General features: G+C 48.6%; 24 protein-coding genes. All 24 read left to right on the forward strand.

Annotated features, from left to right (window positions below):
* Nucleotides 1-13: 13 nt before the first annotated feature.
* Complete coding sequence (locus tag KP626_RS07185; protein ID WP_395976209.1) at nt 14-301, forward strand: hypothetical protein; 288 nt, start codon at nt 14-16, stop codon at nt 299-301.
* On the forward strand, nt 298-915 hold the full coding sequence (locus KP626_RS07190) for a zinc finger CCCH domain-containing protein (RefSeq protein WP_395976211.1): 618 nt from the start codon (nt 298-300) through the stop codon (nt 913-915). The genes KP626_RS07185 and KP626_RS07190 overlap by 4 nt, the downstream gene beginning before the upstream one ends.
* A 70-nt stretch (nt 916-985) precedes the next feature.
* Nucleotides 986-1,207: a helix-turn-helix domain-containing protein gene (locus tag KP626_RS07195; RefSeq protein WP_395976213.1), complete on the forward strand. Its 222-nt coding sequence runs from the start codon at nt 986-988 to the stop codon at nt 1,205-1,207.
* Between the two features lie 311 nt (nt 1,208-1,518).
* A complete protein-coding gene (locus tag KP626_RS07200) occupies nt 1,519-1,989 on the forward strand; it encodes a hypothetical protein (RefSeq protein WP_395976215.1) in 471 nt (156 codons plus the stop codon).
* Between the two features lie 561 nt (nt 1,990-2,550).
* Nucleotides 2,551-2,949 (forward strand): hypothetical protein, encoded by a 399-nt coding sequence (locus KP626_RS07205; protein ID WP_395976217.1) that lies wholly within the window; start codon nt 2,551-2,553, stop codon nt 2,947-2,949.
* A 363-nt stretch (nt 2,950-3,312) separates the two neighbouring features.
* Nucleotides 3,313-4,092, forward strand: a complete 780-nt coding sequence (locus KP626_RS07210) for a metallophosphoesterase (protein WP_395976219.1) — start codon at nt 3,313-3,315, stop codon at nt 4,090-4,092.
* Between the two features lie 127 nt (nt 4,093-4,219).
* Nucleotides 4,220-4,621, forward strand: coding sequence for a terminase small subunit (locus KP626_RS07215; protein ID WP_395976221.1), 402 nt, complete (start codon nt 4,220-4,222; stop codon nt 4,619-4,621).
* Nucleotides 4,621-6,009, forward strand: coding sequence for a phage terminase large subunit (locus tag KP626_RS07220; protein WP_395976223.1), 1,389 nt, complete (start codon nt 4,621-4,623; stop codon nt 6,007-6,009). The genes KP626_RS07215 and KP626_RS07220 overlap by 1 nt, the downstream gene beginning before the upstream one ends.
* The gene (locus tag KP626_RS07225) at nt 6,000-6,644 is read left to right on the forward strand and encodes a hypothetical protein (RefSeq protein WP_395976225.1); all 645 of its coding nucleotides are present in this window, start codon (nt 6,000-6,002) and stop codon (nt 6,642-6,644) included. The genes KP626_RS07220 and KP626_RS07225 overlap by 10 nt, the downstream gene beginning before the upstream one ends.
* Nucleotides 6,637-7,968, forward strand: a complete 1,332-nt coding sequence (locus tag KP626_RS07230) for a hypothetical protein (protein ID WP_395976227.1) — start codon at nt 6,637-6,639, stop codon at nt 7,966-7,968. Before KP626_RS07225 ends, KP626_RS07230 begins: the two co-directional genes overlap by 8 nt.
* A 12-nt stretch (nt 7,969-7,980) precedes the next feature.
* Nucleotides 7,981-8,499, forward strand: coding sequence for a hypothetical protein (locus KP626_RS07235; RefSeq protein WP_395976229.1), 519 nt, complete (start codon nt 7,981-7,983; stop codon nt 8,497-8,499).
* A gap of 75 nt (nt 8,500-8,574) precedes the next feature.
* Entirely contained in the window at nt 8,575-9,516 is a 942-nt protein-coding gene (locus tag KP626_RS07240) for an N-acetylmuramoyl-L-alanine amidase family protein (RefSeq protein ID WP_395976231.1), read from the forward strand.
* Between the two features lie 13 nt (nt 9,517-9,529).
* A complete protein-coding gene (locus KP626_RS07245; RefSeq protein ID WP_395976233.1) occupies nt 9,530-9,877 on the forward strand; it encodes a hypothetical protein in 348 nt (115 codons plus the stop codon).
* Nucleotides 9,878-9,891: 14 nt separating this feature from the next.
* Nucleotides 9,892-10,146: a phage holin family protein gene (locus tag KP626_RS07250; RefSeq protein WP_395976235.1), complete on the forward strand. Its 255-nt coding sequence runs from the start codon at nt 9,892-9,894 to the stop codon at nt 10,144-10,146.
* A 58-nt stretch (nt 10,147-10,204) separates the two neighbouring features.
* Nucleotides 10,205-10,327 carry a hypothetical protein gene (locus KP626_RS07255; protein WP_395976237.1) on the forward strand — a complete coding sequence of 41 codons (123 nt, stop codon included), beginning with the start codon at nt 10,205-10,207 and terminating at the stop codon, nt 10,325-10,327.
* A 94-nt stretch (nt 10,328-10,421) separates the two neighbouring features.
* Complete coding sequence (locus KP626_RS07260) at nt 10,422-11,171, forward strand: hypothetical protein (RefSeq protein WP_395976239.1); 750 nt, start codon at nt 10,422-10,424, stop codon at nt 11,169-11,171.
* Between the two features lie 191 nt (nt 11,172-11,362).
* Nucleotides 11,363-11,569: a hypothetical protein gene (locus tag KP626_RS07265; RefSeq protein ID WP_395976241.1), complete on the forward strand. Its 207-nt coding sequence runs from the start codon at nt 11,363-11,365 to the stop codon at nt 11,567-11,569.
* Nucleotides 11,570-11,584: 15 nt separating this feature from the next.
* Nucleotides 11,585-12,616: a hypothetical protein gene (locus KP626_RS07270; RefSeq protein WP_395976243.1), complete on the forward strand. Its 1,032-nt coding sequence runs from the start codon at nt 11,585-11,587 to the stop codon at nt 12,614-12,616.
* A gap of 88 nt (nt 12,617-12,704) precedes the next feature.
* A complete protein-coding gene (locus KP626_RS07275) occupies nt 12,705-13,607 on the forward strand; it encodes a hypothetical protein (RefSeq protein ID WP_395976245.1) in 903 nt (300 codons plus the stop codon).
* Complete coding sequence (locus KP626_RS07280) at nt 13,607-15,472, forward strand: hypothetical protein (protein WP_395976247.1); 1,866 nt, start codon at nt 13,607-13,609, stop codon at nt 15,470-15,472. The genes KP626_RS07275 and KP626_RS07280 overlap by 1 nt, the downstream gene beginning before the upstream one ends.
* An 11-nt stretch (nt 15,473-15,483) precedes the next feature.
* On the forward strand, nt 15,484-16,338 hold the full coding sequence (locus tag KP626_RS07285) for a hypothetical protein (protein WP_395976249.1): 855 nt from the start codon (nt 15,484-15,486) through the stop codon (nt 16,336-16,338).
* Between the two features lie 12 nt (nt 16,339-16,350).
* The gene (locus tag KP626_RS07290; protein WP_395976251.1) at nt 16,351-16,881 is read left to right on the forward strand and encodes a DUF859 family phage minor structural protein; all 531 of its coding nucleotides are present in this window, start codon (nt 16,351-16,353) and stop codon (nt 16,879-16,881) included.
* A gap of 15 nt (nt 16,882-16,896) precedes the next feature.
* On the forward strand, nt 16,897-17,802 hold the full coding sequence (locus tag KP626_RS07295; RefSeq protein WP_395976253.1) for a hypothetical protein: 906 nt from the start codon (nt 16,897-16,899) through the stop codon (nt 17,800-17,802).
* A 2-nt stretch (nt 17,803-17,804) separates the two neighbouring features.
* Nucleotides 17,805-24,368 carry an LPD23 domain-containing protein gene (locus tag KP626_RS07300; protein WP_395976255.1) on the forward strand — a complete coding sequence of 2,188 codons (6,564 nt, stop codon included), beginning with the start codon at nt 17,805-17,807 and terminating at the stop codon, nt 24,366-24,368.
* The last annotated feature ends 7 nt before the right edge of the window (nt 24,369-24,375 follow it).

The following is a 24,375-nucleotide window of genomic DNA, read 5'->3' on the forward strand; positions in this document are numbered from 1 at the left end:
AGAGGTGAAAGCAATGGAGCAGTTAAAGGGGCAAATGTCCATAGATGATCTAATCCCCATGGAGGGATCCCCTATCAGCAAAGAGGAAGCGGCTGCCCAGCTAATGGTATGGCACAACGGAATGCCAAAGGAGGACGCAAGCGCCCTTCATACGGCGGCTATGGCGCTGCAAGGCCAGACGGTTGCAAGTGCAGCAGAAGCCGTCCAACGCCTAGAGCGAATGTTGATGGGCATTGGGATCAAGGGAAAGCTGCGTGCGGCCATTGAGATGGGGCTAGAGGCCCTTGGAGGTATGCAATGAAAAAATGGACACAGGAAGAAGTAGATCAGATAACCCCTGACCAGTACGGGGTACGCCGTTTCCCAACCGGGGATTATAGCGGGATTAAGAGCTTTGGCGAGGATTGCAGCTTTGGCAGGGGTTGCAGCTTTGGCGAGCATTGCAGCTTTGGCGAGCGTTGCGGCTTTGGCGAGCGTTGCAGCTTTGGCAGGGGTTGCAGCTTTGGCGAGCGTTGCGGCTTTGGCGAGCGTTGCAGCTTTGGCGAGTGGTGCAGCTTTGGCAGGGGTTGCAGCTTTGGCGAGGATTGCAGCTTTGGCGAGTGTTGCAGCTTTGGCGAGCGGTGCAGCTTTGGCGAGCATTGCAGCTTTGGCGAGTGTTGCAGCTTTGGCGAGCGGTGCAGCTTTGAAGCAGGGCGTATATCAAACGGGAGATACGTCGCAGTTGATCGGATCGGCTCAGAACAGAGAAAAGCCTATTTTTTCAAAGGAGACGAGGGCCTCTTTGTTCGGGCAGGGTGTTGGTTTAGCTCTCTAGAGGACTTCAAAGTGAGAGTGCGGGAAGTCCATAGCGGCACCCGTCATGAGCGGGAATACTTGGCTGCCTGTGATCTAGCGGAAATGATGCTGGAGGAATAGAAGTGGCAGCAACGATGAATAGACTTCAAGTCTGCCCTATCTGCGGAAAAAGGAAACAAGAGGTGAAACCATGGAGAAGAAAAACAAGGTCTTTGCTGAACGACTTATGCTGACAAGGCGCAGGGATTTGATAACGCAAGAGGAGCTGGCAGAGATGGTAGGTGTATCTGGTCAGACTATATCAGCATACGAGCGAAATATTCAAACCCCATCGCTGGATATAGCTGCTGGGATTGCCGATGCCCTTGGTGTCTCTCTGGATTGGCTTGCCGGGAGGGAGGAAGCGGAATGAACATCTTAAAAGAGTGGCAACGGATGTGCGTTGAAAGTATTATCTGCAGTTCTTGTCCCATTCAAAGGACTTGTATAGCCAGGGGTAATTTTCCAAGAGATATTGACATGGACGCTATGGAGCAAGCAATCACGGAGTGGGCCGAGAAGCATCCTCCAAAGACGTGCCTACAGGACTTCCAAGAGAAGTTTCCCAATATGAGACTTACAATCATGCCCTATCCACCCATTCACCCATGGAATCTAGGGTATGACGTACCACACGATATAAAAGCCCAACAGGCGTGGGATTTACCTATGGAGGAATAAGCTATGTCTACTATAACAATCAACGTTGAGAATCTGACCCAGGAGGAACGGGAGCAGCTTCTAAAGCTGGTGGAGAAGGGGCAAAAGCCTGTGGAAAGAGAGTGGCCACAGGAGGGGGATGATTATTTTTTCAGTTATTCTAACGGCATCGGGAGTTATGTGTGGGATAACGATATGGTTGATAATTACAACTGGCAAACAGGAAATTGTTTCCACACGGAAGAAGAAGCCGAGTGGTACAGAGAGCATCTAAAGGTATGCGCTGAACTCCGTAGGATGGCAGATGGAAGTGTAGAGGATGGAGCGTGGCATGTTCCATACTATGATTCGCTTAATGACCATGTTTTCGTATATATGCACGACGGCTATAGCGAGACCCCTTATATCTTTGCTTCCGACGAATCAGCTCAGAAAGCCATAGACACCATAGGAGAGGAACGGCTGAAAAAGTATTGGTTCCGGGTGGAGGATTAGGCAATGAGGCTAATCGATGCAGACGCATTGCAAAACCATATAAAAAAATGTTGCTGTGAGCCATGCGAAGCAGAAAAGAGAGATTATGACCATGTGCGTTGCCGTTCTTGCGAGGCCGGCGATGCCCTCGACTGGATAGACGATGCCCCCACCATAGAACCAGAGAGCCTAATACCCCATGGGCGGTGGGAGGAGTATATAGAGTTTTCAGATGGTCAGATTGGGAGCTATTGTTCCGAATGCCACCATGGGACTGCATATTTTCCTCAAAGACCAGACAGATATTGCAGAGGTTGTGGAGCAAGGATGGACAAGGAGGGCTAATCCATAATTGGGTAACACCGATATATCCCAGGGTCCACAAAGCCCCTGTCTACCCAGATAGCTCCTTCCCTTTCCAGACGGTCAATGATTTTAAGCAGATACTCCATAGGAAGAAACGTCTGCTTGAACAGGAAGGTAACGGTTTCTCCTGGGTAGTCTAGAAGGAGATCGTAAATTATTTGTTCGTCTCGTGTCATTTTCATGAGAACATATTACCATACTTTGTGAGGTGAAGTCATGACAGATGCGGACCTCCGCCAGGCACACAAGCTGCGGAAGGAGATAAAGCGGCTACAAGAGAATATAGAGGTGCTGCGCTCCCAGGCCGAGGCAATCACCCCTATCCTTACCGGGATGCCATATGCAGGAGGCAAGGCCGATAAGGTAGGTAATGGCGCTGTACGGATCGTTGAGTTGCAGGATCGACTATGCGATAAGATGGAAGCTCTTGGGGAGAAGCTGATTTCCATAAACTCCTGGATAGACTGCATCCAAGATTCTGCCATGCGGACACTGGCACGGGAACGATTTCTTATGGGGAAAACATGGCAAGAGGTAGCGGATTCATGCGGATATGCTACGGCAGAGAGTGCTAAAAAAACGTGGGTACGCTTTAAGAGAAAAAGTGTGATATAAAAAGTCCCACATGTTCCCCTTTGTATCCTGTATTATGGCATTGTGGTGCAATGGGGTAAGAAAGGCACAGCCCCAATGTGGTTGTGTAGCGCCCAACCTTTCATCCCATTCCTTGGTGACCACGCCTCCGGCAACCTACGGGCCCGGGGGTATATATTTGGAGAGAAGAAGGAGCTGTTTGAGGCTCCTTTTTCGTTAGGGGTATTTTACACCGTGTGATGAGCCAGGGGCGGGAGGCGTAGCGGTGTAGCAAAATTATGGAACAGCTACGGAGGACCGGAAATGGCTCCCGGCACACCCGAAAGGGTACCTGGCATGTGGGATACGCCGCCCCACCCGTAGCCCAATATGAGGAGGAATCACATGAAGGAAGTTAGGGCAGAGTTGTCTAAAGAATTCAAAATCTTGGAACTGCATACCTTTGCTGACCTCCATATTGGGGATGCTCATTGTGACTATAAGGCTATCCATGATCGGATAGAGCACGTAAGGAATACGCCCAATGCTTATTGTGTCTTAAACGGGGACATCCTCAACAACGCGACGAAAACCAGCGTATCTGATATGTACGGCGAGCTGCTTACACCGATGCAACAGGTAATGCAGGGGGTATCTTTGTTTGCGCCCATAAAAGATAAGATATTGGCTGTTACAACTGGGAACCACGAGTACAGAACGTACAAGAAGGAGGGCATAGACCTTTCCTATATCATGGCTCGTGAAATGGGGCTGGATGACAAGTTTTCCCCGGATGGGATTCTGCTATGGGTGTCCTTTGGAGAATCCTCCAGGCGTCGTTCAGACGGCAGGAAGATGACGTATTCCATTTACATGACCCATGGGGGCGGTGGCGGCAGGAAAGAGGGAGCAAAGGCTATTAGATTAGCAGATATGGCTTTCATTGTAGATTCTGATATTTATCTCCATAGCCACACCCACTTACCCATGATTATGAAGCAAGCATCGTATCGGGCGAACCCCAGCACTAGAAGCTGTGCTTTGGTAGATAAACTGTTTGTCAATACGGCAGCAAACCTAGGCTATGGCGGCTATGGGCAGGCGATGGAGTTTAAGCCCAGCAGCAAAGAAAGCCCTGTGATCTATTTGGATGGGCAACGCAGAGAAATGAAGGCGACTTTATAAATGGACCCGATGGAGCATATTAGCCTATGTTTAAGCTGTGAATATTGTGAGGACGACGATGAGGCGTTGTACTGTTTAGCAGAGACGTGTATAAAAGGGCAGGATGACTAGTGAGGAGGTGACTATTATGGCCGAATTGCCGAAAATGACAGCAAAACAAAAACGATTCTGTGATGAATACTTGATAGACTGCAATGCTACCCAAGCAGCGATTCGTGCAGGGTATAGTCCTAAAACCGCACAAGCCATAGGTTCTGAAAACCTAAAAAAACCAGTTGTAAAAAAATATATCGATGAGCATCTTGAAATATCCCATAATGACGCAGTTATGAGTGCGGAAGAGGTGTTGATGCGCTTGACGGAAATAGCAAGAGATAAAAAAGAGAGGGCAGGTAACACGTTAAAAGCGCTTGAGCTGTTGGGTAAACGCCATAAGTTGTTTGTGGATAGAGTGGAGCAGGAGTTGAATGGGGGCGATGTTCCAGTTGTAATAAAGTTTGAAGGCCCCTTAGATGACTGGAGCAAATGATGGAAGCGCCAATCTTTCGAGCGCTGCGGGAGGAAATCCCTAACCCTAAACAGAGGCTTTTTTTTGAGGCGACGGCGAGACATATTGCCTATGGGGGAGCTAGGGGCGGGGGAAAGTCCTGGGCGATGCGGCGCAAATTTGTGATGTTGGCCATGCGATATCCGGGGCTGAAATTGCTTCTGCTTCGGCGCACGCTACCAGAACTTCGAGAAAACCACATCAATCCCATGCGGGCAGAGTTGTTCGGCTATGCTCGATATACGGATACGGATAAAGCGTTTGTCTTCCCCAATGGATCCCGGATTAAAATGGGTTACTGTGACAGCGAAGCGGACATTTATCAGTACCAAGGGCAGGAATACGAAGTCATTGGGCTGGAGGAGGCAACACATTTCACTGAAAGTCAAAAAGACTTCTTACTGACGTCTAATCGTTCTACCAGGGGGGACTTTACTCCTAGGATGTATTATACTAGCAACCCGGGAAATGTGGGGCACCAATGGTTCAAGCGACTATTTATCGATAAGCAATATAAGGGTGCTGAAAACCCACAGGACTACGTGTTTATCCCCGCACAGGTTTATGATAACAAAACGTTGATGGACAATAACCCAGAATACGTACAGGCGCTGGAAACACTTCCGGAGGAAATGAAGCGGGCGCATCTTTACGGGGATTGGGATGTGTTTGCTGGACAGTATTTTACAGAGTTTAGACGAGAGATCCATGTCTTGCGGCCTTTTGAAATTCCGGTGGACTGGCTGCGATATGTTGCATTGGACTATGGGCTCGATATGCTGGCGGCCTATTGGATTGCGGTTGACCATCAAGGAATGGCGTATATTTACCGCGAGCTGTATCAACCAGGCCTCATCATATCCGATGCGGCTCAAATGATTGATGAGCTTACGGGGGATGAACAAATTGAACAGCACATTGCGCCTCCAGACCTGTGGAATCGACGGCAGGATACCGGAAAAAGCGCGGCGGAGATATTTAGCGAACATGGCATTTATCTATCCAAAGCCAACAATGATCGGATACAGGGATGGTACGAACTTCGCGAGTGGCTAAAGCCTATTGCTGATGAGCAGAGGAGGCCGGCTGCAAAAATACGAATATTTGAAAACTGCATCAATCTCATTCGAACTTTGCCATTACTGCAACACGACGAACATAATCCAAACGATGCGGCAAAGGATCCGCATGAATTGACTCACGCGCCCGATGCCATTCGCTATTTTGTGGCGTCCAGGCCTTATGCGGCAGAACCGTTAAAGCCGCCAAAGGTGAAATGGTACAAAGACCAGTTTGAAGATTATTATAACGCTGACGTGGTGGAGCAGGAACGGTTACTTATATTGAGGCGAAATCCACCTTGGGGATAACGGATACCTTCCAAGGCAAGCCGGACACGACAGCTCAGAGTGGAAAGGCGAAGCAGCTCCAGATTGAACAAAGCGCAGGACGGTTAGAGAGCAAACGGAGAATGAAAAATGCTGCTTACCAAGATTTGTTTGAATTGATGTTCAAGTTTAAGCTGGCTTATGCCGATGAGCCACGGCCTTTTGTGTCCGAGGATAAACAGGGGCATAAGCAGTATGAGCAGTTTAATCGCTACGATTTCCTAGAACAGGATGAGGCGGGGGAATGGTATTACAACGATAATTTTTTGTTTGGTGTAGATGCGTCCGGAACCCTTGCAAATAATCGAGAAGCTATGTGGCAGGAAACACGGATGAATTTTCAACAGGGTGTGTTTGGAGATCCTGCGCAGCTAGAGACGATGATTTTGTTTTGGCGTCTGATGGAGACGCTACATTATCCTATGGCAGGGAAAATTCGGGGACAGCTGGAACAAAAACTGCAACAGCAACAGGAGATGATGGCGGCACAGCAACAACAGGCAATGCAGCAGGAGGCAATGATGGCGCAAGAGCCTAGCCAGAGGCCTCCTATTGATACATCCCCGGGCCAAGGGCTTGATGAGATCATTCGAATGCTGGAGGAATGGGATGGATAGAAAGATAACGCAGGCGCTGGCGAAGCATATAAAAAAATTAAGTGCCAATACGAAGACTGTTTTTCAGCGGATCACACTGGAGATCCAGCGTTTGACACAGCGAGTAGATCAAAATGAGGCCGCAGTTCAGCAGATCGCACAGGGTATCCCTCAGGAGATAACAAAAATTTATGGTGACATGGAAGCTCGTGAAGTGAATCTTCAACGGGCTTTTTCTTTGACCGTACAAGAGCAAAATCATCTGCGTGGAATTACGAAAATGATCCAGGATAGGATTGCGGAGGTTGAACAGGAAGCTTGTAAGGGCATTGAGTTTCGAGTAGAGGGAAAAAGGCTGGAATACCGTTATGGCGGCGATTGGGAAACCATCGTTGATTTGACGGTTTTCAAGGGCGAGCGTGGCCCGAGTGGAAGAAATGGTGCGGGAATAACCCCAGATGTACAAATAGGTACGGTGTCTATGGGTGATACGCCTGGAATTACACGCCGAGGCGATAAAGAACACCCTATACTGGATTTTATGCTTCCACGAGGAGAGAAGGGAGAAAAAGGCGATAAAGGGGACAAAGGAGACACCGGCGAGATAGGTCCCCAGGGTCCGCAAGGCATTCAGGGGCTGCGTGGCGAACCTGGGATTCAAGGCCCGCAAGGGGAGCAGGGGTTGCAGGGTCCCGTAGGGCCACAAGGGGAGCGTGGCCCCGTAGGCCCTCAAGGAGAACAAGGTATTCAGGGGCCAGCAGGTCCACAAGGCATTCAAGGTCCGCAAGGGGATACTGGACCGATGGGTCCACAGGGCGAGACTGGTCCTCAAGGCCCAGCAGGACAAGATGGCATGAGCGAAGAAGAATTAAATGCCCGCCTAGCTGATTTTGTGGAGTACACGGCGGACGAAACCATATCGGGGGAGATCCCGAGCGTTGATGCGGATTATCTGGGGGGGTATCCGGCAAGCGACTACCAGATGGCGGACCGGGTAGTGGAAACTGGTATCAGTGGCATCTGGAGCTATCGGAAATGGGCAAGTGGCGTATATGAGTGTTGGGGGAACCATGAAGTCTCTGATATCGCTATTAATAACGCTTGGGGAGGCATCTACTACGGGTATGCAGAGGGCATAGCTTTTCCTGTAACCTTTACGGGGATTCCAGTGATGGAAGCAACGATAAACACACAAACAACTGGAACTGTTTTCTTGGGAACGGGCTCTGGATCAAGTTGGAGCAAAATATCTGCTGCTCAAACCGGTGCTTTTGTACTTTTTAGAGGCACATCCGGTACGTCTTCTGGGGTTATTAGTATTTCGGCGAGAGGCCGATACAAATAGGAGAGGTGGGTCATGGCAAATATCATTGCAAATCTAAAGCAGGGATTGAACAATCTCTTTCCCAAAACATTTACGAAATGTGTATATGATGAAGCAGGAAATCGATTGGACAATAAACTTTCTGTTGGACAGGCGATGCCGGAAGGATTACCGGAAGGGGTGATCAATGCTGCCGATGGATTCTATGTAAGTGGATCTCCAATTATTGATAGTGGCAACAACGAAAACGGTAATTGGGTCAAATTTTCGGACGGCACAATGATTTGTTCCAACAAGATTAGTGCTTCGGTCGACGCGACAATACCCTGTGGCAACATCTATTTTGGCTATGCTCCCGTTATCTCCTTTCCTCAACCATTCATTTCCAATCCAGTTGTAACGATGGGGCTTGAAGATAACGATTTTATAAGTATTGCTTTTTATGGGCTAAACGAATCCGGAACGGGGCAGTACAGGTTATATGTGTATTCGCCGAACTCTTTGACCAAAACGATAAGCTACTATTATATTGCCATAGGCAGATGGAAATAGGTCACACAACAATAAACAAACCAACAAGGGCGGGGGATTCTCCCGCCCTTTATCATGGAATGAGGAGGAATATTGATGGTACCAATCAGAAATATGCTTGTGCCTGAAAACAAGTATGGGATTAAGTGTCCTTATGCTATGACGGCAACCCGGGTCATCGTTCATAATACAGCAAACGATGCTCCGGCTGAAAACGAAGCCTTGTACATGGCCCGAAACAACAACGAAGCCAGCTTTCATGTGGTAATAGATGACAAAGAGGCAATCCGGTGCATTCCCTTTACCCGCAATTCCTGGAACGCGGGTGATGGGAATGGGGTGGGAAACCGCAAGGGGATCGCCATTGAAATCTGCTACTCTAAGTCTGGCGGTGAGCGGTTCATCCAAGCCGAGAAGAACGCCGCTGAATATATCGCGATGCTGCTAAAAAGCTACGGCTGGAGCATCGATAAGGTGACCAAGCATCAGGATTACAGTGGCAAATATTGTCCGCACCGTACTTTGGATATGGGCTGGCAGCGATTCCTGGACATGGTAACTGGGTATATGGGGGGTGAAGTCCCACAGCCTACTCCCGTTCCTAGTACAAAGGAGATTGATGCATTTTATCGAGTCCGCACCCAGAAGCATGGCTGGCTACCGGAGGTATGTAACCTTGCAGACTATGCTGGGTGGGAGGATAGCCCCATTACCGATGTGGCCATCGGGGTGTCCCATGGGTCGGTAAAGTACCGGGTGCATGTGATGGGTGGCGACTGGCTCCCCTGGGTAACTGGATACAACATCAATGATATCGTGAACGGTTACGCCGGGAATGGAAAGGTGATCGACGCCATCCAAGTGTATTTCTATACCCCCGATGATATTCGACCCTTTAAAAAAGCCGAGTACCGGGTGGCTCCTGTGGGCGGCGGGTATTATTCCTTCCAGCATGACAACGAGACTACGAATGGCCAGGATGGATATGCTGGGCTGTTTGGCAAGGCCATTGGCAAATTCCAGCTAACCATCGAATAGGGGGTGATTGGATGTGGAAGTAGCGTTGTCGATTCTCTCGGTTCTTGGGATCAATGGTATTTTGCTGTTCTTCATCAAGCGGTTCTTTGATAAAAAGGACGGCGAGGCGAAGGAGGAAAAAGCAGACAGGGACGCACTGATCAAAGAGGTGCGGACAGGCCTTGGCACCATTCGATTATTGGCTTATGCCAGGCTATCCGAGGAAATCGAGAGGTTGTTGAACAAGGGATACGCCACCCCATCGGAGCGGCGGATTCTGGAGGAGATGTTTTTGAATTACAAGGCCCATGGGTGGAATGGAGATATGGATTCCAGGATAGAGAAAGTCCATTCCCTGCCCACCAAGGACTTGAAACATTAAGGAGGAAATTTGTGATGAGTGAGTTTACCCAGTTTATTACCGAGAACATGTACATTGTGGCGGCTGTCCTGTATGTGTTGGGGGTATTTTTGAAATCCATCCCCAATATCCCAGACTGGACGATCCCCTTTATCCTGACCGCCATCGGCATTGCGTTTGGGGTAGCGCTGATTGGAATCCCCCAGGGGATTTTGGAGGGGGTGCTTTGCGCTGGCGCTGCGGTTCTTGTAAATCAGATGGTTAAACAGGTTCAGAAAGCCGGAAAATGATAAGCCATCCCTAGGCCACAAGGCCTTTTTTATTACCCGAAAGAAAGGAGGGATTGAAATGAAGGATGGATACACTGGACGGATTGGCCTCACTTCTTCTCAGAAAGTAGAAGCGCCTATCAAAAAAAGTGTAAAAGACGCCCCCAAAGTGAAGAAGGGCGGAGACCTCAGAAGCAAGTAAACAGGAGGCAGTTACCCTACTGGTTCGCAGGGAGAGCGGAAACATCCAAATTCGCAGGGGAATAGCGTAAAAATCCCGTTGAGAAAGGATTGTTATGGAGCAGGAATTTGTTGATATGGAAGTACAGGAGGCCCCTTCTGAGCCGGAAATTATCCCGGAAGGCGAAAACGATGCTGAACCCGCCGAACAGCAACAGGAGGAGAAACGGGAGCAGAGTCTAGAAGAACGGGCAGGGTTTGCTGCTGCTCGCCGAAAAGCCGAAGCAGAGTATTCCGCTAGACTTATGGCGGAAAAAGCGCGAATGGATAATTACGCAAAGCTAGCCGGTTTTGAATCCTGGGATAAGATGGAGCAGGAAACCAGCCGGTCGCAGTTGTCCGATGCTGGGATTAAGCCAGAGGCTTTAATCCCTATTATCAATCAAGCGGTGGAGCAGCATCCATCCGTAAAAGCAGCTCAGGAAGTCCAGGCAAGTACAGTAGTAAATCGGTTTTTTGACGAATTCAAAGCGAACTATCCAGACAGCGGAATTAAATCCGTAGAGGATTTTGCCCAGATGGAGAACTACGAGCAGTTTTATCAATATGTCTGCAATGGGCTTAGTTTCTCCGATGCTTATCTGCTTTCCAACAAGGATTCCATTATCACCAAGAAGACAACCGCTGCAAAACAAGCGGCGCTCAATGCTGTCAATGGCAAACAGCATATGAGAAGTACAACCGGGGATGCGTCGGCAGACACGGTCCATATTCCGGACGAAACCTATCAAATGTATAAAAACTGGTTCCCGGGATGGACGGACAAGCAGATCCGGGCCCATTATGCCCAATCAAAGAAAGGATGAAATCCATGTTCAAAATCAGTAAAAGCGTAGGGACTCCTACGCCCCCTTTTGAGTACCTACCCGGTACTTCTGAAGAGAGCTTCTCTGATGGAGAGGCTCTTGTTTTATCTTCTGGCAAATTGACCAAATGTGGTGCGACTGTTACTCCTGAGTTTGTTTGCGTGGGAGCACATACCGGGGATGGGGCTTCTTTGATCCCTGTTATGCGGGTCAACGAGACCCTTGAGTTTGAGAGCACCTTTGCCGCAGCGCCTACCAGCCTTAATCCTGGCGACAAGGTGACGCTGCACACCGATGGGCTTCAGGTAACGGCAACGACTACGGCTGGTGTCTTCACCCTGTCTAGGATCGACGGCACCGCTTCTGGCGCTACCTGTGCCGGATATTTCAGACGATAAGGAGGATCAGATCAAATGGCAGGAGTAGTTTTCAGTAAAGGCTCTGGGGTCAACGACTCTATCTTTGGAAAATCCCAGGAGCCGATTCGGGCTATCATTGAGCAGAACGTAGAGGCCTTTGAAAAGGGGCGCTCGCAGATTGACAATATCTTTGTGGTGGAAAAGACCAACCGCTATGCGGAGAAGTTTACCACGGAGACCGCCTTGGGTAACTTTGCTCCCGTAGGCGAGGCGGGGGCTTATCCGCTAAATAGCTTCCAGGAAGGTTATAGCCAGGTCATCGAGCCTGACACCTGGAAGAATTCCTTTGAGGTAACCCAGGAGATGGTTGAGGATGCGCTGATGGGCAAGATCAAGCAGAGAGCTTCCGCGTTTACGCTGTCCTATAACCGCACGCGGGAGCTATTTGGCGCAGCTATGCTGATGAGCGGTGTTTCGGGCACTATGAAGTTTGGGAAGGAACAGAAGGTTTTTTCCACCAAGAGTGCGGATGGGAAAAACATGTTTGCTACCAATCATAGCTCCGTTACCAAAGGAACCGGCAATCAGTGCAATCTGTTCGCCGACGCATTTAGCTATGACGCCCTTTGCTATGTCCAGGAGGCCATGCAGAAATTCACCGATGATGACGGCAATCTTTTGGGCGTATCGCCGGACACCATCATCATTCCCAACGACGCTATGCTGAAAAAGGCGGTGTTTAACGCCATTGGCGCGGAGGGTTTGCCCGATACCGCCGATAACAGCATGAACTTCCAGTACGGCCTGTGGAACGTGATTATTTGGCCTTATTTGGATCAGTTTGTCCCCTCTAGCGCCACCAGCAAGCCCTGGTTCCTGATGGACAGCGAGTTCAATAAGGCATACTACGGCGCGATTTGGCTGGATCGTGTGGCCTTGTCGGTGCGAAGCGAGATCGCACCCAACGATAACAACATCTTTAGAGGCCGTGCTCGGTATAGCGCTGGCTTTAACAACTGGCGCGCCATGTCCTGCTCTTTTACGGGCTCCGGTGGTACGGCATTGGTTCCCTCTAGCGGATCCTAACAGTTGGAGGGCCTATGCCCTCCGCATGAATCCATGGGAATAAGCCGGGTTCAACTCCCGGCGGATTCAGATTGAAAGGGTGGTAAGTTTGAAAACCTGGAAGGATTTAAAAGACGAAACGCTCCAGCTCATGTTTTCCTATTCCAATTTGGGAGCGCTGGACCTATCCGATGTAAACAAAGACTACTTGCTGGCCATGCCTGCCGCTGCCAATTATGCGATGATTGAGCTTGCCAGCATTCGCCCTATCACAAAAGTGGTGCGGATCAGTCAGTACCCTGTAAATAACCTGTTGGGAACGGAGCCGGGAGAAATGATTCACTGTGAGGGGGACATGGAATTCACCGCTCAGAATCCCCGATCCTATTATTTTGAGGTACAGGGAGATATTACATTTTCTTTGGAAAAGGACGGGGCACAGATTGCTCGCGGGAGCAATACCGAGCAGCGGGGGTTTACGGCGTACCGTGGAAGCATAGAAGAACATGGGAAAATAACGATTCGGTTTCATGGAGAAAACGGGTATGCGATTGCCAACATTGCTATGTATGAGGAGTCCTTTGATTCGGCAGATCTTATCCCTGCTTTTCGCACGCAACAGACCTATGATATTCGCGCGCTGGGGGAAGGATATATGAGAATCGCCCCGGAACAACCGGTTTGGTACAAGGGCCGTGATATCTCCGCTTATGTCATTCGAAACAGGGACAAGGTCATAGTTGACGGGGGAATGGCGGGGGAAATTCAGGTTTATTACCACGCTTACCCTGCTCGCATTACAGTGAATACCCCGGATGAAACAAGGATGGAACTGGACGACGAGGCGTTGGAACTGGTCCCCCTATATATGGCTTCTCGGTTGTACATGGATGATGACAGCGGGGTTTCGACCCTCTATTACAACATGTACGACGCCCGGAAATTGGAGTTGCAAGCAGCGCAGGAGTTTTCGGCTTCCGATGGATTCATCAGTGAAAGCGGGTGGGTTTAATGGCGCAGATGCGAATTCCGGCGGCGCGGAAGGTCTATACAAAAAAGTACGCGACTTTTCGGGGCGTGGATTTCTCAACGGATCCTGCGATGGTGGATGAGACACGAAGCCCTGACGCCAAGAACATCATCAGTGATGCGGGGGGATACCCGGAGAAGCGAATCGGATGGGAGACAAAAGCAACATTTGAAGGCCGCATCAACGGCCTTTTTTCTTTATACGCCGATGGAGAGACAACGGTTTTTGTTCATCATGGAACAAAATTGTCCACCTTGGATGACATTCTAATCGCCAGCGATATGAACGACCATGATTCCACCGGGTTTGTATACGAAGGGAAGCTCTACCTTTTAGATGGAGCGCAATACCGCGTGGTGGAACGCAGATACCTGCAAACCGTTCCACCCAGCACCCAGTGGGTGATTGATGTTCCCCATGGGTTTACCCCGACAACCATTGTAGGGGCAAGCCCGGCAGGGGATGGGAAAGCGCTGGAAGCGGTGAATCTAATAAGCGCTAGAAGGAAAAACAGCTTCTATGGAGACGGGAGTTCTAAAACATTTCATTTGGATGCTTCACATCTTGATTCTGCCGCGGTATATGCGACGGTAGACGGGGTTGAATCTTTTGAAGGAGATAGCAGTTTTACAGTTGATCGAACGGCTGGAACGGTTACCTTTGTCCATGCCCCATCGGATAGCGGGGGAGTAGACAATGTGGTGATTGAGTTCTCTAGAACGATAGAAGGAAACGCCGATGTAATCAACAAATGCACCTTCGCAACCTGGTATGGCATGGGAAACGATTCAAGGGTATTTGTTTCGGGGAATCCGGATCATCCCAATATGGATTGGAATAGCGGGCTTTATGACCCAACCTATTTTCCAGATACGGGCTATACCAAGTTTGGCACGGACTCATCCCGGATTATGGGTTATTTGAAGCAGTACGACAATCTTTTGGTGGTAAAGGAGGACAACGACCAAGACGCCACGATCTTTATGCGGTCTGCTGAAATCGACAGCAATGGCATAGCATATTTCCCGGTGTTTCAAGGGGTGTCTGGCGTGGGGGCGATTGCCATGAAATCCTTTGGAGCGCTGAACGATGATCCTCTTTTCTTGGCCAAGGAAGGGGTGTTTTCTCCAGTGTTGACCTATGGGGTAAAGCAGGAACGGACGATGCAAAACCGCTCCTATTTTATTGACGCTAGGTTAACCAAGGAGGAGGGACTTGAAAACGCGTGCAGCGTATCCTGGAACGGATTTTATCTTCTCTGTGTCAATGGAAATTGTTATGTGGCGGATCAGAGGCAAAAGAGTAAAGGGAATAACACCAGCTCATACAGCTACGAGTGGTTTTTCTGGGATAACATTCCGGCCAGAACCTTCCTAGAATTAGATGGTAGTTTGTACTTTGGCACGGAGGATGGGAGGGTGTGTCGCTTTAAGACGGATGTTGTGAACTCCAGCAGATACAACGACGATAGCATGCCAATCGATGCAGTTTGGTCCACAAAAATGGATGACGATGGAGATTTTATGCTCCAGAAAACCATTCCAAAGAAAGGCTCTGGGATCATGATCAAGCCCTATTCCCGTTCTGGCATCGACATCTATGTGAGAACCAACAAGGACCTGGGGCGAAAGGCCAGAACTGCCACCATGGACGTGTTTGATTTTAACGATATTGATTTCTCGCGCCTCACCTTTGAAACCAATGACAGCCCAAAGATTGTTCCAATCAACATGAAGGTAAAGAAGTATTCCTCTATGCAGATCATGATGCGGAACAACGCGCTGAATGAAGGGTTCGGGGTTTATGGCGTGGTCAAGCGGTACTATGTCGGGAATTACATGAAATAAAGGAGGACTCCATGAGCGATATTACCAGCTTAACCGATTTGAAGTTTGTAACGGCTGACTTTGCCGGGAAGGGGATCAGCGTATTGTCGGACCGGCCCAATGATGATGGCCTTACGGCGGCGCAGCTAAAGGCGGCATTTGACGAGCTGGTGGAGGATGTTGTCTCCACCAGAGTGAATCAGATCCTCGACGTGTTAGCGGCAAGCGGTGGCAGCCTGCTTGGAACCGCCGCGGTACCGGGGGTTGCAGGAGAGACCGTGGCTGATCAGATTGCAAGCCTATATAGCCAGCTGATTGATATTACCCAGGGCAGTGTAGCCAACGGCAGTATCACCGACGAAAAGCTGTCCACCGCTTCTGTGGATTTACTTGCTAGATTTGCGGGGCATGACGGTGATACCGAAAAGCATTTGACCTATCTTGGAGTCACCCAGGGAACCGCATCGGAATACACCACAGCAGATGAAATGGTTACAGGAATCTATCTTATGAAAGCGCATATTACCAACGCCCAGGGAGCAACGCTAAATGGCAAGAGCATCATCCCCAGCGGGTTCTCTGTGCTGGAGGCCGGACAAATCAAGCAAGATGGGGTTTATCTGGTTTATTTTGACGGATCGCTGGTGCATTTGCTAAACCCAGAAACCCATAGCCATACCCATGCAACGGGAGAAATTACGGGGCTTTCGTCTTCCCTGGGAGGCAAAGCGGACGCAGTGCATTCCCATACCATATCCCAGGTGACCAATCTACAATCCACCATCAGTACCATGAACAGCAGTATATCGTCCAAGCAACCCAAGATTACATATGGCACCGGGAATCCATCCGGAGGGTCATCTGGGGACGTGTACATCAAATACTAGGGGGGTGACGATTTGGCGGCGGTATATGGATCCTGTACAGGCTCGGCAAGCGATAGGTACAACATTTGGTTGGAGTATAGCCTTGGAAGCCAAAGCATCGAGAATAACACCACCCCTCTTTCCGTAGGCGTTTATCTGCAAAGAAATGATGGATATGCGAATTCGGCTTGGAATCGCCAACAGCTTAGCTCTGCTTATTTGGATTGTACAGGATTTAGTCAGAAGTCCAATTCGCTTTATATCGATACCCGGAATAGCGCTATTGTTACGCTAATAACCGGCAGTTATACCATTACGCACAACGATGACGGTACAAAATCAATAAGCTTAGGAGCAAGCTTTTCCATGCCAGGGATCCCGCAGCTTACAGGGGGATCGGTCTATGCCTCGTTTTCTCTTCCTACCATCCCAAGAGGAAGGATGCGGGTAAATGTTGGCGGCACATGGAGAAGCGGCCAGGCTTATGTCAACGTGAACGGGGTATGGAAACAGTCCACCGGCGTTTTTATGAATGTTGGCGGTTATTGGAAAAGAGGAATCTAAAAAGGAGGATCAATCATGGCAAAGAACCCTTATGATTTTTACACGCCCATAGATTATACGGCGTCCTATGACAAAATGGCCCAGGCGCAGAAAGACGCTTTGGATGCCGCTTATAACCAAAAAGTGAACGAGCTTAACGCCCAGCTTCCGAAGATCAAAGAAACCTATGACACTCAGAGGAACCAGACGTATCAGAATGCCCGTGTGACAGCTCTTGGGAACAACGAGGGATTGGCGGCGCGGGGGCTTGCAGGGAACGCCTATTCAGCCCCTATGACGGGCTACAGCGAGACTTCTCGTATTGCCGAGACCAACGCATTGCGGAACGCGTTAAACGCCTTAAACAAGCAGCAGCAAGGCCAGGAGGATACCATCGGCACGGAGATTCGGCAAGTGGGATATGATCGGGACAACGCCCTTGCCCAAGCCCTGGCGCAGATTGAGCAGAACCGTATTGCAGCGCAGCAGTCTGAGAACCAGTTTGGTGCCAACTATAACCTGAACGCATGGCAGGCCCAGCAGAATCAGGAGTATCAACAGCAGCAGCTAGCCTATGAAAAGGCTATGAACGAGCTGAACTTATTTGGCCGTATCATGACCCAGGAAGCCGCCAACGCCATTGGACTACCCGTGGGGACAACTCTTGCGAAATACAATGCCAGCGGTGGGAGCCGGAGAAGCGGTAGTGGAGGCGGCGGAGGGAACACCCCAAAGCAGTCCTATAGCTTTGATGGGCTAGTTTATAACAATAGTGTGAACGATCAATACAATAGGACCCGCACCATAAAAAATATTTTGGATAAATATGGAGCTAGTGCCTCAGCTGCGAATGAAGCTCTGAATGCAGCGGTAAATCGAGGAATCATTTCTGCGTCCGATGTAGAGTTTTATAAAAAACCTAGTTATTCAGGGGGAAGGTAAGAATGCAATTCTTTACTGAAGATGAATTTCAGAGGATTACAAAGCGTGATGGGATTAATCCTGCTAGAGAAAGTACGTCTTCTTCCAGCGAAAATACTCCACGAGACAAGAAAGGTGAATTTATATTTTTTACAGAGGACGAGTTTCAAAAGTTGAACTCCTTTCATGCTTCTTTGCCAAGTTATACGCCGCTTACTAAACAGCAATTAATGGTGAAGAAACAGTTTGATGCGTTAGGCCGTAGCGATTACACAAAGGAAAGCGCGCTAGTTGAGTTTGACGATGGATGGAAACGGAAAGGGTATGATTACGATCCGGCAAATTTGCAGGATACGGAGAATAAAGCGTTGGGCTTGCCTCCACAGGCGGTATTAGACCGCTATGACCTTTCGGATAAAGATGATGTTGAACGCTTAAAGGAAGGGAAACTACCCAAAAACCTTGAAGGGAATATTTTTACTCCTGTTGCGTATTTTGGAGAAAATGTGCTGGAGGGCGGCAGACAGGTCATTGAGAATGCCATACAGAATGGGGAGTACAATGCCCAGGAGTGGTTGGCGAATGTTCGCCGAGAACACGTAGATAGTTGGCTTAATGATTTGGATTTTGCTGCCCTGGGGGAGCAGGGGGAGAGCCTCAAACAGGCGCTAGAAACCAAATTCAAACCGGGGCAGGAGAAGTTAATTGCCGAGGGCCAAGACAAGGCCATACAAAAAGGTCTTGATCTGCAAAATGCCCAGCAGCAGAGGCAGAGTAATCTGGAAGAACGGTATCGGAATTTGGATAAAGGGTGGGCTAAGGATGTTCTTCGCATCGGTGGGCAAGGAGTTGGCCAGGTGGGGACGATGCTTGCGGCCAACGCCCTTGTTCCGGGGTCTGCACTGGGCTCTATTCCTGGTTCTGCATTGATGTTTGCGAGCGGATCGGGGGCAGGGACCACAGAGGCCTTGAGCGAAGGGGCAAGCTATGAGGATGCCAGAAAGTACGGGACAATGAGTGCGCTTGCTGAAACTGCGATTGAATTTGCATCTGGCGGCATTGGCGGTCTTAAAAACACCGGACTATTGAAAACAGTAACGAACCAAATTGACAACCTGGGATCACCCTTTGCAAAAGCCGCTATTCGGAAGTTGGCTTCTGGTAGCGGTGAGGCGGCTGAAGAAATTATTTCTACCCTGATCAATCCTGTCATTAAGCGGGCGACTTATGATCCAGACGCCGCCTCTGCGACCATAGAAGAATACATTCAGTCTGGCATCGGCGGTTTCCTTCCTACTCTAATTCTGGGATTTGGTGTGGATGTACTAAACACTGGGACGCGCAGGAATGCAAAAACCATTGGAACGGCTGTAAACAGTGAGGCAAATACTCTTTTTACTGTGGATGGGGGATTCAACACCGACAAAACCAACGCACTGTTTCAGCGTGGAGATGACGGCAAACTTCACGTCGTAACGGATGATAGTGGAAAGATTAAGCTAGACACTGAAAATAAGACTCTGCAACAGGCGGAGATTAAGTCGAGCAAAGGGAACCGGTTTATTGCTAAGAACATAGCCAACAACATGGAAGCACAGGTTGCCGTACGCAACTATATCAAGGAGCAAGGCATTGAGGCGTATGGTATCGATGGCAATTCTCCCTTTGCAAAGATGCTTGGACTGGAATTAAAGGCCGAGGAATCCTCGGATGTTCAGAATAGTGGAACCGAGGTTGAAGTAGGAGAAACTGCGGCTATAAATAATAGCGTCGTGAGTGCTGATAAAGTCTTTGACACAAACACCGATGTGGCCGCAGATGTGATTAACGAGGCTGATCCCAATGTTAAGGTGATCCAAACGCAGAGTGGCCAAACCAGGATTCGGCGGGTTGCTGATGATCAGATGGAAGCCATCAAGGGGATTGACAAGAAACGAGTAAAGCAAGTCAATCGTGTGGCCAAGAAACTTGGACTGGATGTACAATGGGCGTGGCTTATTGATGGGCAGGATAGCAACGGGAATTTTGTCAGCAATGGGGCCTACGATCCCTCCACAAAGACAATTTACTTGTCCATGGACGGAGAGGCTAGCGGGGCATCTAACCCCTATATGGCGATCCTAGGCCACGAGGTGACACACTCTCTTGAAGGCAGCGCAGAATACAATAAGCTCCTGGATTATGCGGTTCAACGGGCCAAGGAGAATGGAACCTACAACCAGCAGATTTCCCAGCTTCAGGCGGCTTACAAGGGGCAGGATGCGGCGATTCAGCACGAATTAACCAGCAATCTCATGATGGAGATGTTTGGAGATGAACGCTTTGTCCGGCGTTTTGTCAACGAGAACAGGGGAATCGCTGGAAAAATTTTGAACGCGCTAGATAGCATCTTGGCCAAGCTAAAAGGTGATGAGAGCTTTGCCGAGTTTGAGAAGATCCGGAACTTATTTGCTGCTGCTTTTAACAACCAGGGCGAAGCTTCAGGCGATCTCCAGCACAGTATTAGTAACAACGGTAGGTATGTAATTCTTGACCGTAATATATTTGAGGGGACATCACGAAGTGAAAGAGCAAGAGTTCTATTAGACTACCTAGAAAAAAACTTGAAGGGCAAAGCCATACAAACGATTGATCAAAATTCAGGCATAGGCAGCGATAAGACAAAAGTTGTTTATGTAGCTGATGATCGGGATAGAGTGAAAGGGAAAAAAGCAATAAGAAAACTTGTATATCCAAAGAAAGGAGATAGCCCATTAAGGCAAGAAACAGTCTCGCATGTTGACGAAGTTACACAGGTATCTTCATATCTTGGAGCTCTAGCGGATAAAGGAAATCGCCACGGCAACTTTGCGATTAATGGTTGGGAATATCGTAAAGCATATCTAATGACACCAGATGGTCAAATATGGGAGTGTTTGTTGGATGTTGGCGTTGGGGAGAGAGACGGAAATCCTAGAAATGTAATTTATAACGTCCATGAACCGAAAAGAATTACAGATCGGAAAACAATAAAAGAAATAAAAGAAAAAGAACCTGACCGGAACGTGATGTCTTATCATAGAAGAAATAAAACTTCTGATGATAAGACGATGCAAGCGAATGTTTCGCCGCAGCATTCCCGTCGCCAAGTTCTTTTAACTGACCAAAGCATATCACAGGATAATGCAGAGGTCAATACTAGTGTACGCTCTGGGCAGTCGGATGATACACCCGATGTACAGCACTCTATCGCGGGAAGACGGGCGGCAAATGCAAACCAGAGTTTGATGAATCAGGCGATGGTTGAGGCTGAACAGGGCAGAAGCGCCGATGAAATTTGGCAGGATACGGGATGGATCAAGGGCCAGGACGGGAAGTGGCGGTTCGAAATAGACGATTCCACCGCGAGTTTAGTTGGAGGAGCGTTCCAAAACCTTAAAAATGGTCAGCAGATGGATCTCCAGGATATTTTGCATCATCCGGAATTGATGGACAATTATCCTCAACTTAAGGGAATCAAGGTAACGCTGGACGGAAATTTAAGAGGATATGATGCGGTTTATGAGCCGTCCAATCGTACGATTCGCTTTTCAGGTGAGGGAGTTAAAAACAGGAGCAGGGCTTTTAATGCTTTGTTGCATGAGACACAGCACGCAATCCAGGTAATTGAGGCTTTTGATACGGGCGGAACCCCTGATGTTGAGGGAAGGTGGCTTGTACGGCAGCGCTACGGAGATGTGGTGGCCAAGGAGGAGCCCGGGTATTGGAACGCCTCTCCTGAGCAGCAAGAAGCGATGATTATGGATTATATCTATCGCCGTTTCCCCAATGCAAAAGCGGAACAGATTGATATTGATATGCTGGCCCTTTCTGAGTATCAGAAACTATTGGGGGAGAGAGAAGCGAATGAAACGGTGGACCGTGCGTCTATGGATACAGAAGTACGCAGACAGAATCGGCCACAGGCGTATGATGACGGGGTGGTTTTACCAGAGAGACAAACGCAATCAGCGTTACAAAATCAAGCCGAGAAACAGAAAGCACCGGAATCCGGTGCTTCTTCTTTTGAAGACTCTGATGCCCAACCGATGAAAAAGCGAAGCCGTGTTGTGGATTCGATTCTGGAAAATGATTCGCTGAACGAAGAGAGCAAGAAAAGGCTTGCCACAGAGAAAGTACAAGGCTTTGGGGAGTATGAGGTGGTTTCCGACAGGGAGTCCATAACAAAAGCCATGAAGAAGCTGGAGAATAGAACTGCTAGAGCGGCAGCGGAGGATGTCCATGAGAATATCCGAAAAGGCTTGTCTGGGAAAGAAGAAGTGGTGCATGCGGAAGCTGCCCTCCTGAAAGCTTCAAAAGAGGGCGATATGGATAGCTTTATGCGGATTGCTGCGGATCTTCAGATGATCCTTACTGAGGCCGGGCAGACCGTACAAGCGGCACGTTTGCTTAAAAAACTCACCCCTGAGGGCCGCATTATGAGGGCGCAGAACACCGTTAATAATGTAAATAGACAGCTGAAAGAACGTAAGAAAGGGAATGTAGCCGTTAAGCTAAACCAGGATTTGGCCAAGCGCATGAGTAAGGCTAAAACTGCAAAGGAAATGGATGCCCTGGATACCTTGATTGCAAAGGACATTGGTCAACAAGTACCTGCTACTATAGGCGAGAAGCTAACGGCATGGCGGTATATGTCAATGCTAGCGAACCCCCGCACCCACATCAGAAACATCGTGGGGAACGCGGTTATGTACTTAACGGTGGGCAATAAGAACCTGTATAAAAAGGCAATGGAAGGGATGTATTCCAGCGTTCGTCCAAATGCAAAAATGGAGCGCTCTGCATCTTTCTATAATCCAAACTCTGCAAAGGCCAAAGCTGCAAAAGCATTTTCCAAGCAGGACGCGACAGAAATGCTTGACTTGCTTCGCAATGGAGGAAAAGAGAATAGACAATCTGGTGTGATGACGCATCAGCGGATTTTCAATACCAAAGCTATCGAGTGGATTCGCAAGCTAAATGATGGGGCGCTAGATGCCGAAGATGCATGGTTTTTATCTGCGAACTATAGCAGGGCGATGACGGATTACATCATGGCCAATGATCTGGACGTCAAAAAGATGGATACTACCACTCTACAAAAGGCAAGAAATGTGGCCACGCAGGAAGCACTAAAAGCAACTTTCCGTGATGCAAACAAACTGGCTGAAATGCTGTCTAACGTAGAGAACAAGGGTAAAGTCTGGGGCGTTTTGGTCGGAGGCATTATCCCCTTCAAAAAAACCCCTATGAATATTTTAAAGCGCGGCGTGGAGTATTCTCCGTTGGGCTTAATTGATGGACTAACGAGGGGAGCGTATCAGCTTAAAACGGGAGAAATCACCACGAATCAGTTTATCGACCGCATTGCATCGGGGCTTACAGGGACCCAGCTTGTAGCCATTGGTGCTTGGATGGCGTCGATTGGGCTGCTTCGTGCATCCGGAGCAGAGAATGACAGGGAGGAAAATTTTGAAAAATATCAAGGCGAGCAACCCTATTCGCTTAGAATAGGCGGATATAGTTATACCCTGGACTGGCTGAACCCAGTGAATATGCCTTTGTTTGTAGGATGCGAGCTAAATAATCTTTTTAGCAACGAATCCACCTCCGATAGGGCGCTACAAAACCTCTTTGATGCGCTAACCACTACTACGGATCCCTTGATGCAGCTTTCCTGCTTGCAGGGAATCAACGATGCAATCAGTCGATTTGGGGATAAGGATGGCGGTGCAATAACTGATCTTGCGGTGGCTGGAATATCTGGCTATGTTGGGCAGTATATCCCAACCATATTCGGTCAGGTTGCCCGAACAATTGATCCTAAGCGGAGGCTGACGTATGCTGCTAAGGATAGTAAATATACACAGATAGGGGAGCAGTTTGCCAGGAAAATGGCAAATAAGATTCCCGGGTTAAACAGCAAATTACAGCCATATGTTGATCTATGGGGAGAAGAAGATCCGGGAACGGAAAACTTGCTTATGCGAGGGCTGGAGCAGCTTATTTTTCCGTGGTACAGCAATAAGATCGAAGAATACGATTCTGTTGATGCGGAATTGGAACGCCTTTATATAGAACTGGATGATGCTGCGGTTTTGCCGAGCACTCCTAAGAATTCGGTAGGATTCCAAAAACAGACCTATTATGTAGAGAGTAATAACATCTCAAATTATAGGAAAAAGTATGGACAAACTGCGCGGGTTATTTTAGAGGATGCTATGGATAGCAGCATTTATGAAGGAATGGGTGACACTGAAAGAGCAAAATTAATTAAAACGACGTATGAGTTTGCTGGTGCATACGCGAAAAAGACTGCCTTGCCGAATGTCCCATATAAATATCCTGACGAATGGATGAGCGAAGCAGAGAAAGGGCTCAAAGACTACGGTATTCCGGTAGCTACCTATCTGCTTGTGAGACAGGAGTGTAACAGCTTTAGGGCGGATATAAACGCAAAGGGAAAACCGATTAATGGGTCAAAAACGAAAAAAGTCTATGAGTATGTTAATCAACAGGGATTAACTAGTAAGCAAAAATCATATTTGTACGAGTGCTTGAAGCCGTAAAAAGGGA

The sequence above is a fragment of the Christensenella sp. MSJ-20 genome, assembly GCF_044357945.1.
Classification (GTDB): Bacteria; Bacillota; Clostridia; order Christensenellales; family QAND01; genus QAND01.

Excerpts from the sequence above, each read along its gene's own strand:
- KP626_RS07185 (WP_395976209.1), top strand. The coding sequence starts at position 14 with ATGGAGCAGTTAAAGGGGCAAATGTCCATAGATGATCTAATCCCCATG.
- KP626_RS07190 (WP_395976211.1), top strand. The coding sequence starts at position 298 with ATGAAAAAATGGACACAGGAAGAAGTAGATCAGATAACCCCTGACCAG.
- KP626_RS07195 (WP_395976213.1), top strand. The coding sequence starts at position 986 with ATGGAGAAGAAAAACAAGGTCTTTGCTGAACGACTTATGCTGACAAGG.
- KP626_RS07200 (WP_395976215.1), top strand. The coding sequence starts at position 1,519 with ATGTCTACTATAACAATCAACGTTGAGAATCTGACCCAGGAGGAACGG.
- KP626_RS07205 (WP_395976217.1), top strand. The coding sequence starts at position 2,551 with ATGACAGATGCGGACCTCCGCCAGGCACACAAGCTGCGGAAGGAGATA.
- KP626_RS07210 (WP_395976219.1), top strand. The coding sequence starts at position 3,313 with ATGAAGGAAGTTAGGGCAGAGTTGTCTAAAGAATTCAAAATCTTGGAA.
- KP626_RS07215 (WP_395976221.1), top strand. The coding sequence starts at position 4,220 with ATGGCCGAATTGCCGAAAATGACAGCAAAACAAAAACGATTCTGTGAT.
- KP626_RS07220 (WP_395976223.1), top strand. The coding sequence starts at position 4,621 with ATGGAAGCGCCAATCTTTCGAGCGCTGCGGGAGGAAATCCCTAACCCT.
- KP626_RS07230 (WP_395976227.1), top strand. The coding sequence starts at position 6,637 with ATGGATAGAAAGATAACGCAGGCGCTGGCGAAGCATATAAAAAAATTA.
- KP626_RS07235 (WP_395976229.1), top strand. The coding sequence starts at position 7,981 with ATGGCAAATATCATTGCAAATCTAAAGCAGGGATTGAACAATCTCTTT.
- KP626_RS07240 (WP_395976231.1), top strand. The coding sequence starts at position 8,575 with ATGGTACCAATCAGAAATATGCTTGTGCCTGAAAACAAGTATGGGATT.
- KP626_RS07250 (WP_395976235.1), top strand. The coding sequence starts at position 9,892 with ATGAGTGAGTTTACCCAGTTTATTACCGAGAACATGTACATTGTGGCG.
- KP626_RS07255 (WP_395976237.1), top strand. The coding sequence starts at position 10,205 with ATGAAGGATGGATACACTGGACGGATTGGCCTCACTTCTTCTCAGAAA.
- KP626_RS07260 (WP_395976239.1), top strand. The coding sequence starts at position 10,422 with ATGGAGCAGGAATTTGTTGATATGGAAGTACAGGAGGCCCCTTCTGAG.
- KP626_RS07270 (WP_395976243.1), top strand. The coding sequence starts at position 11,585 with ATGGCAGGAGTAGTTTTCAGTAAAGGCTCTGGGGTCAACGACTCTATC.
- KP626_RS07280 (WP_395976247.1), top strand. The coding sequence starts at position 13,607 with ATGGCGCAGATGCGAATTCCGGCGGCGCGGAAGGTCTATACAAAAAAG.
- KP626_RS07285 (WP_395976249.1), top strand. The coding sequence starts at position 15,484 with ATGAGCGATATTACCAGCTTAACCGATTTGAAGTTTGTAACGGCTGAC.
- KP626_RS07295 (WP_395976253.1), top strand. The coding sequence starts at position 16,897 with ATGGCAAAGAACCCTTATGATTTTTACACGCCCATAGATTATACGGCG.
- KP626_RS07300 (WP_395976255.1), top strand. The coding sequence starts at position 17,805 with ATGCAATTCTTTACTGAAGATGAATTTCAGAGGATTACAAAGCGTGAT.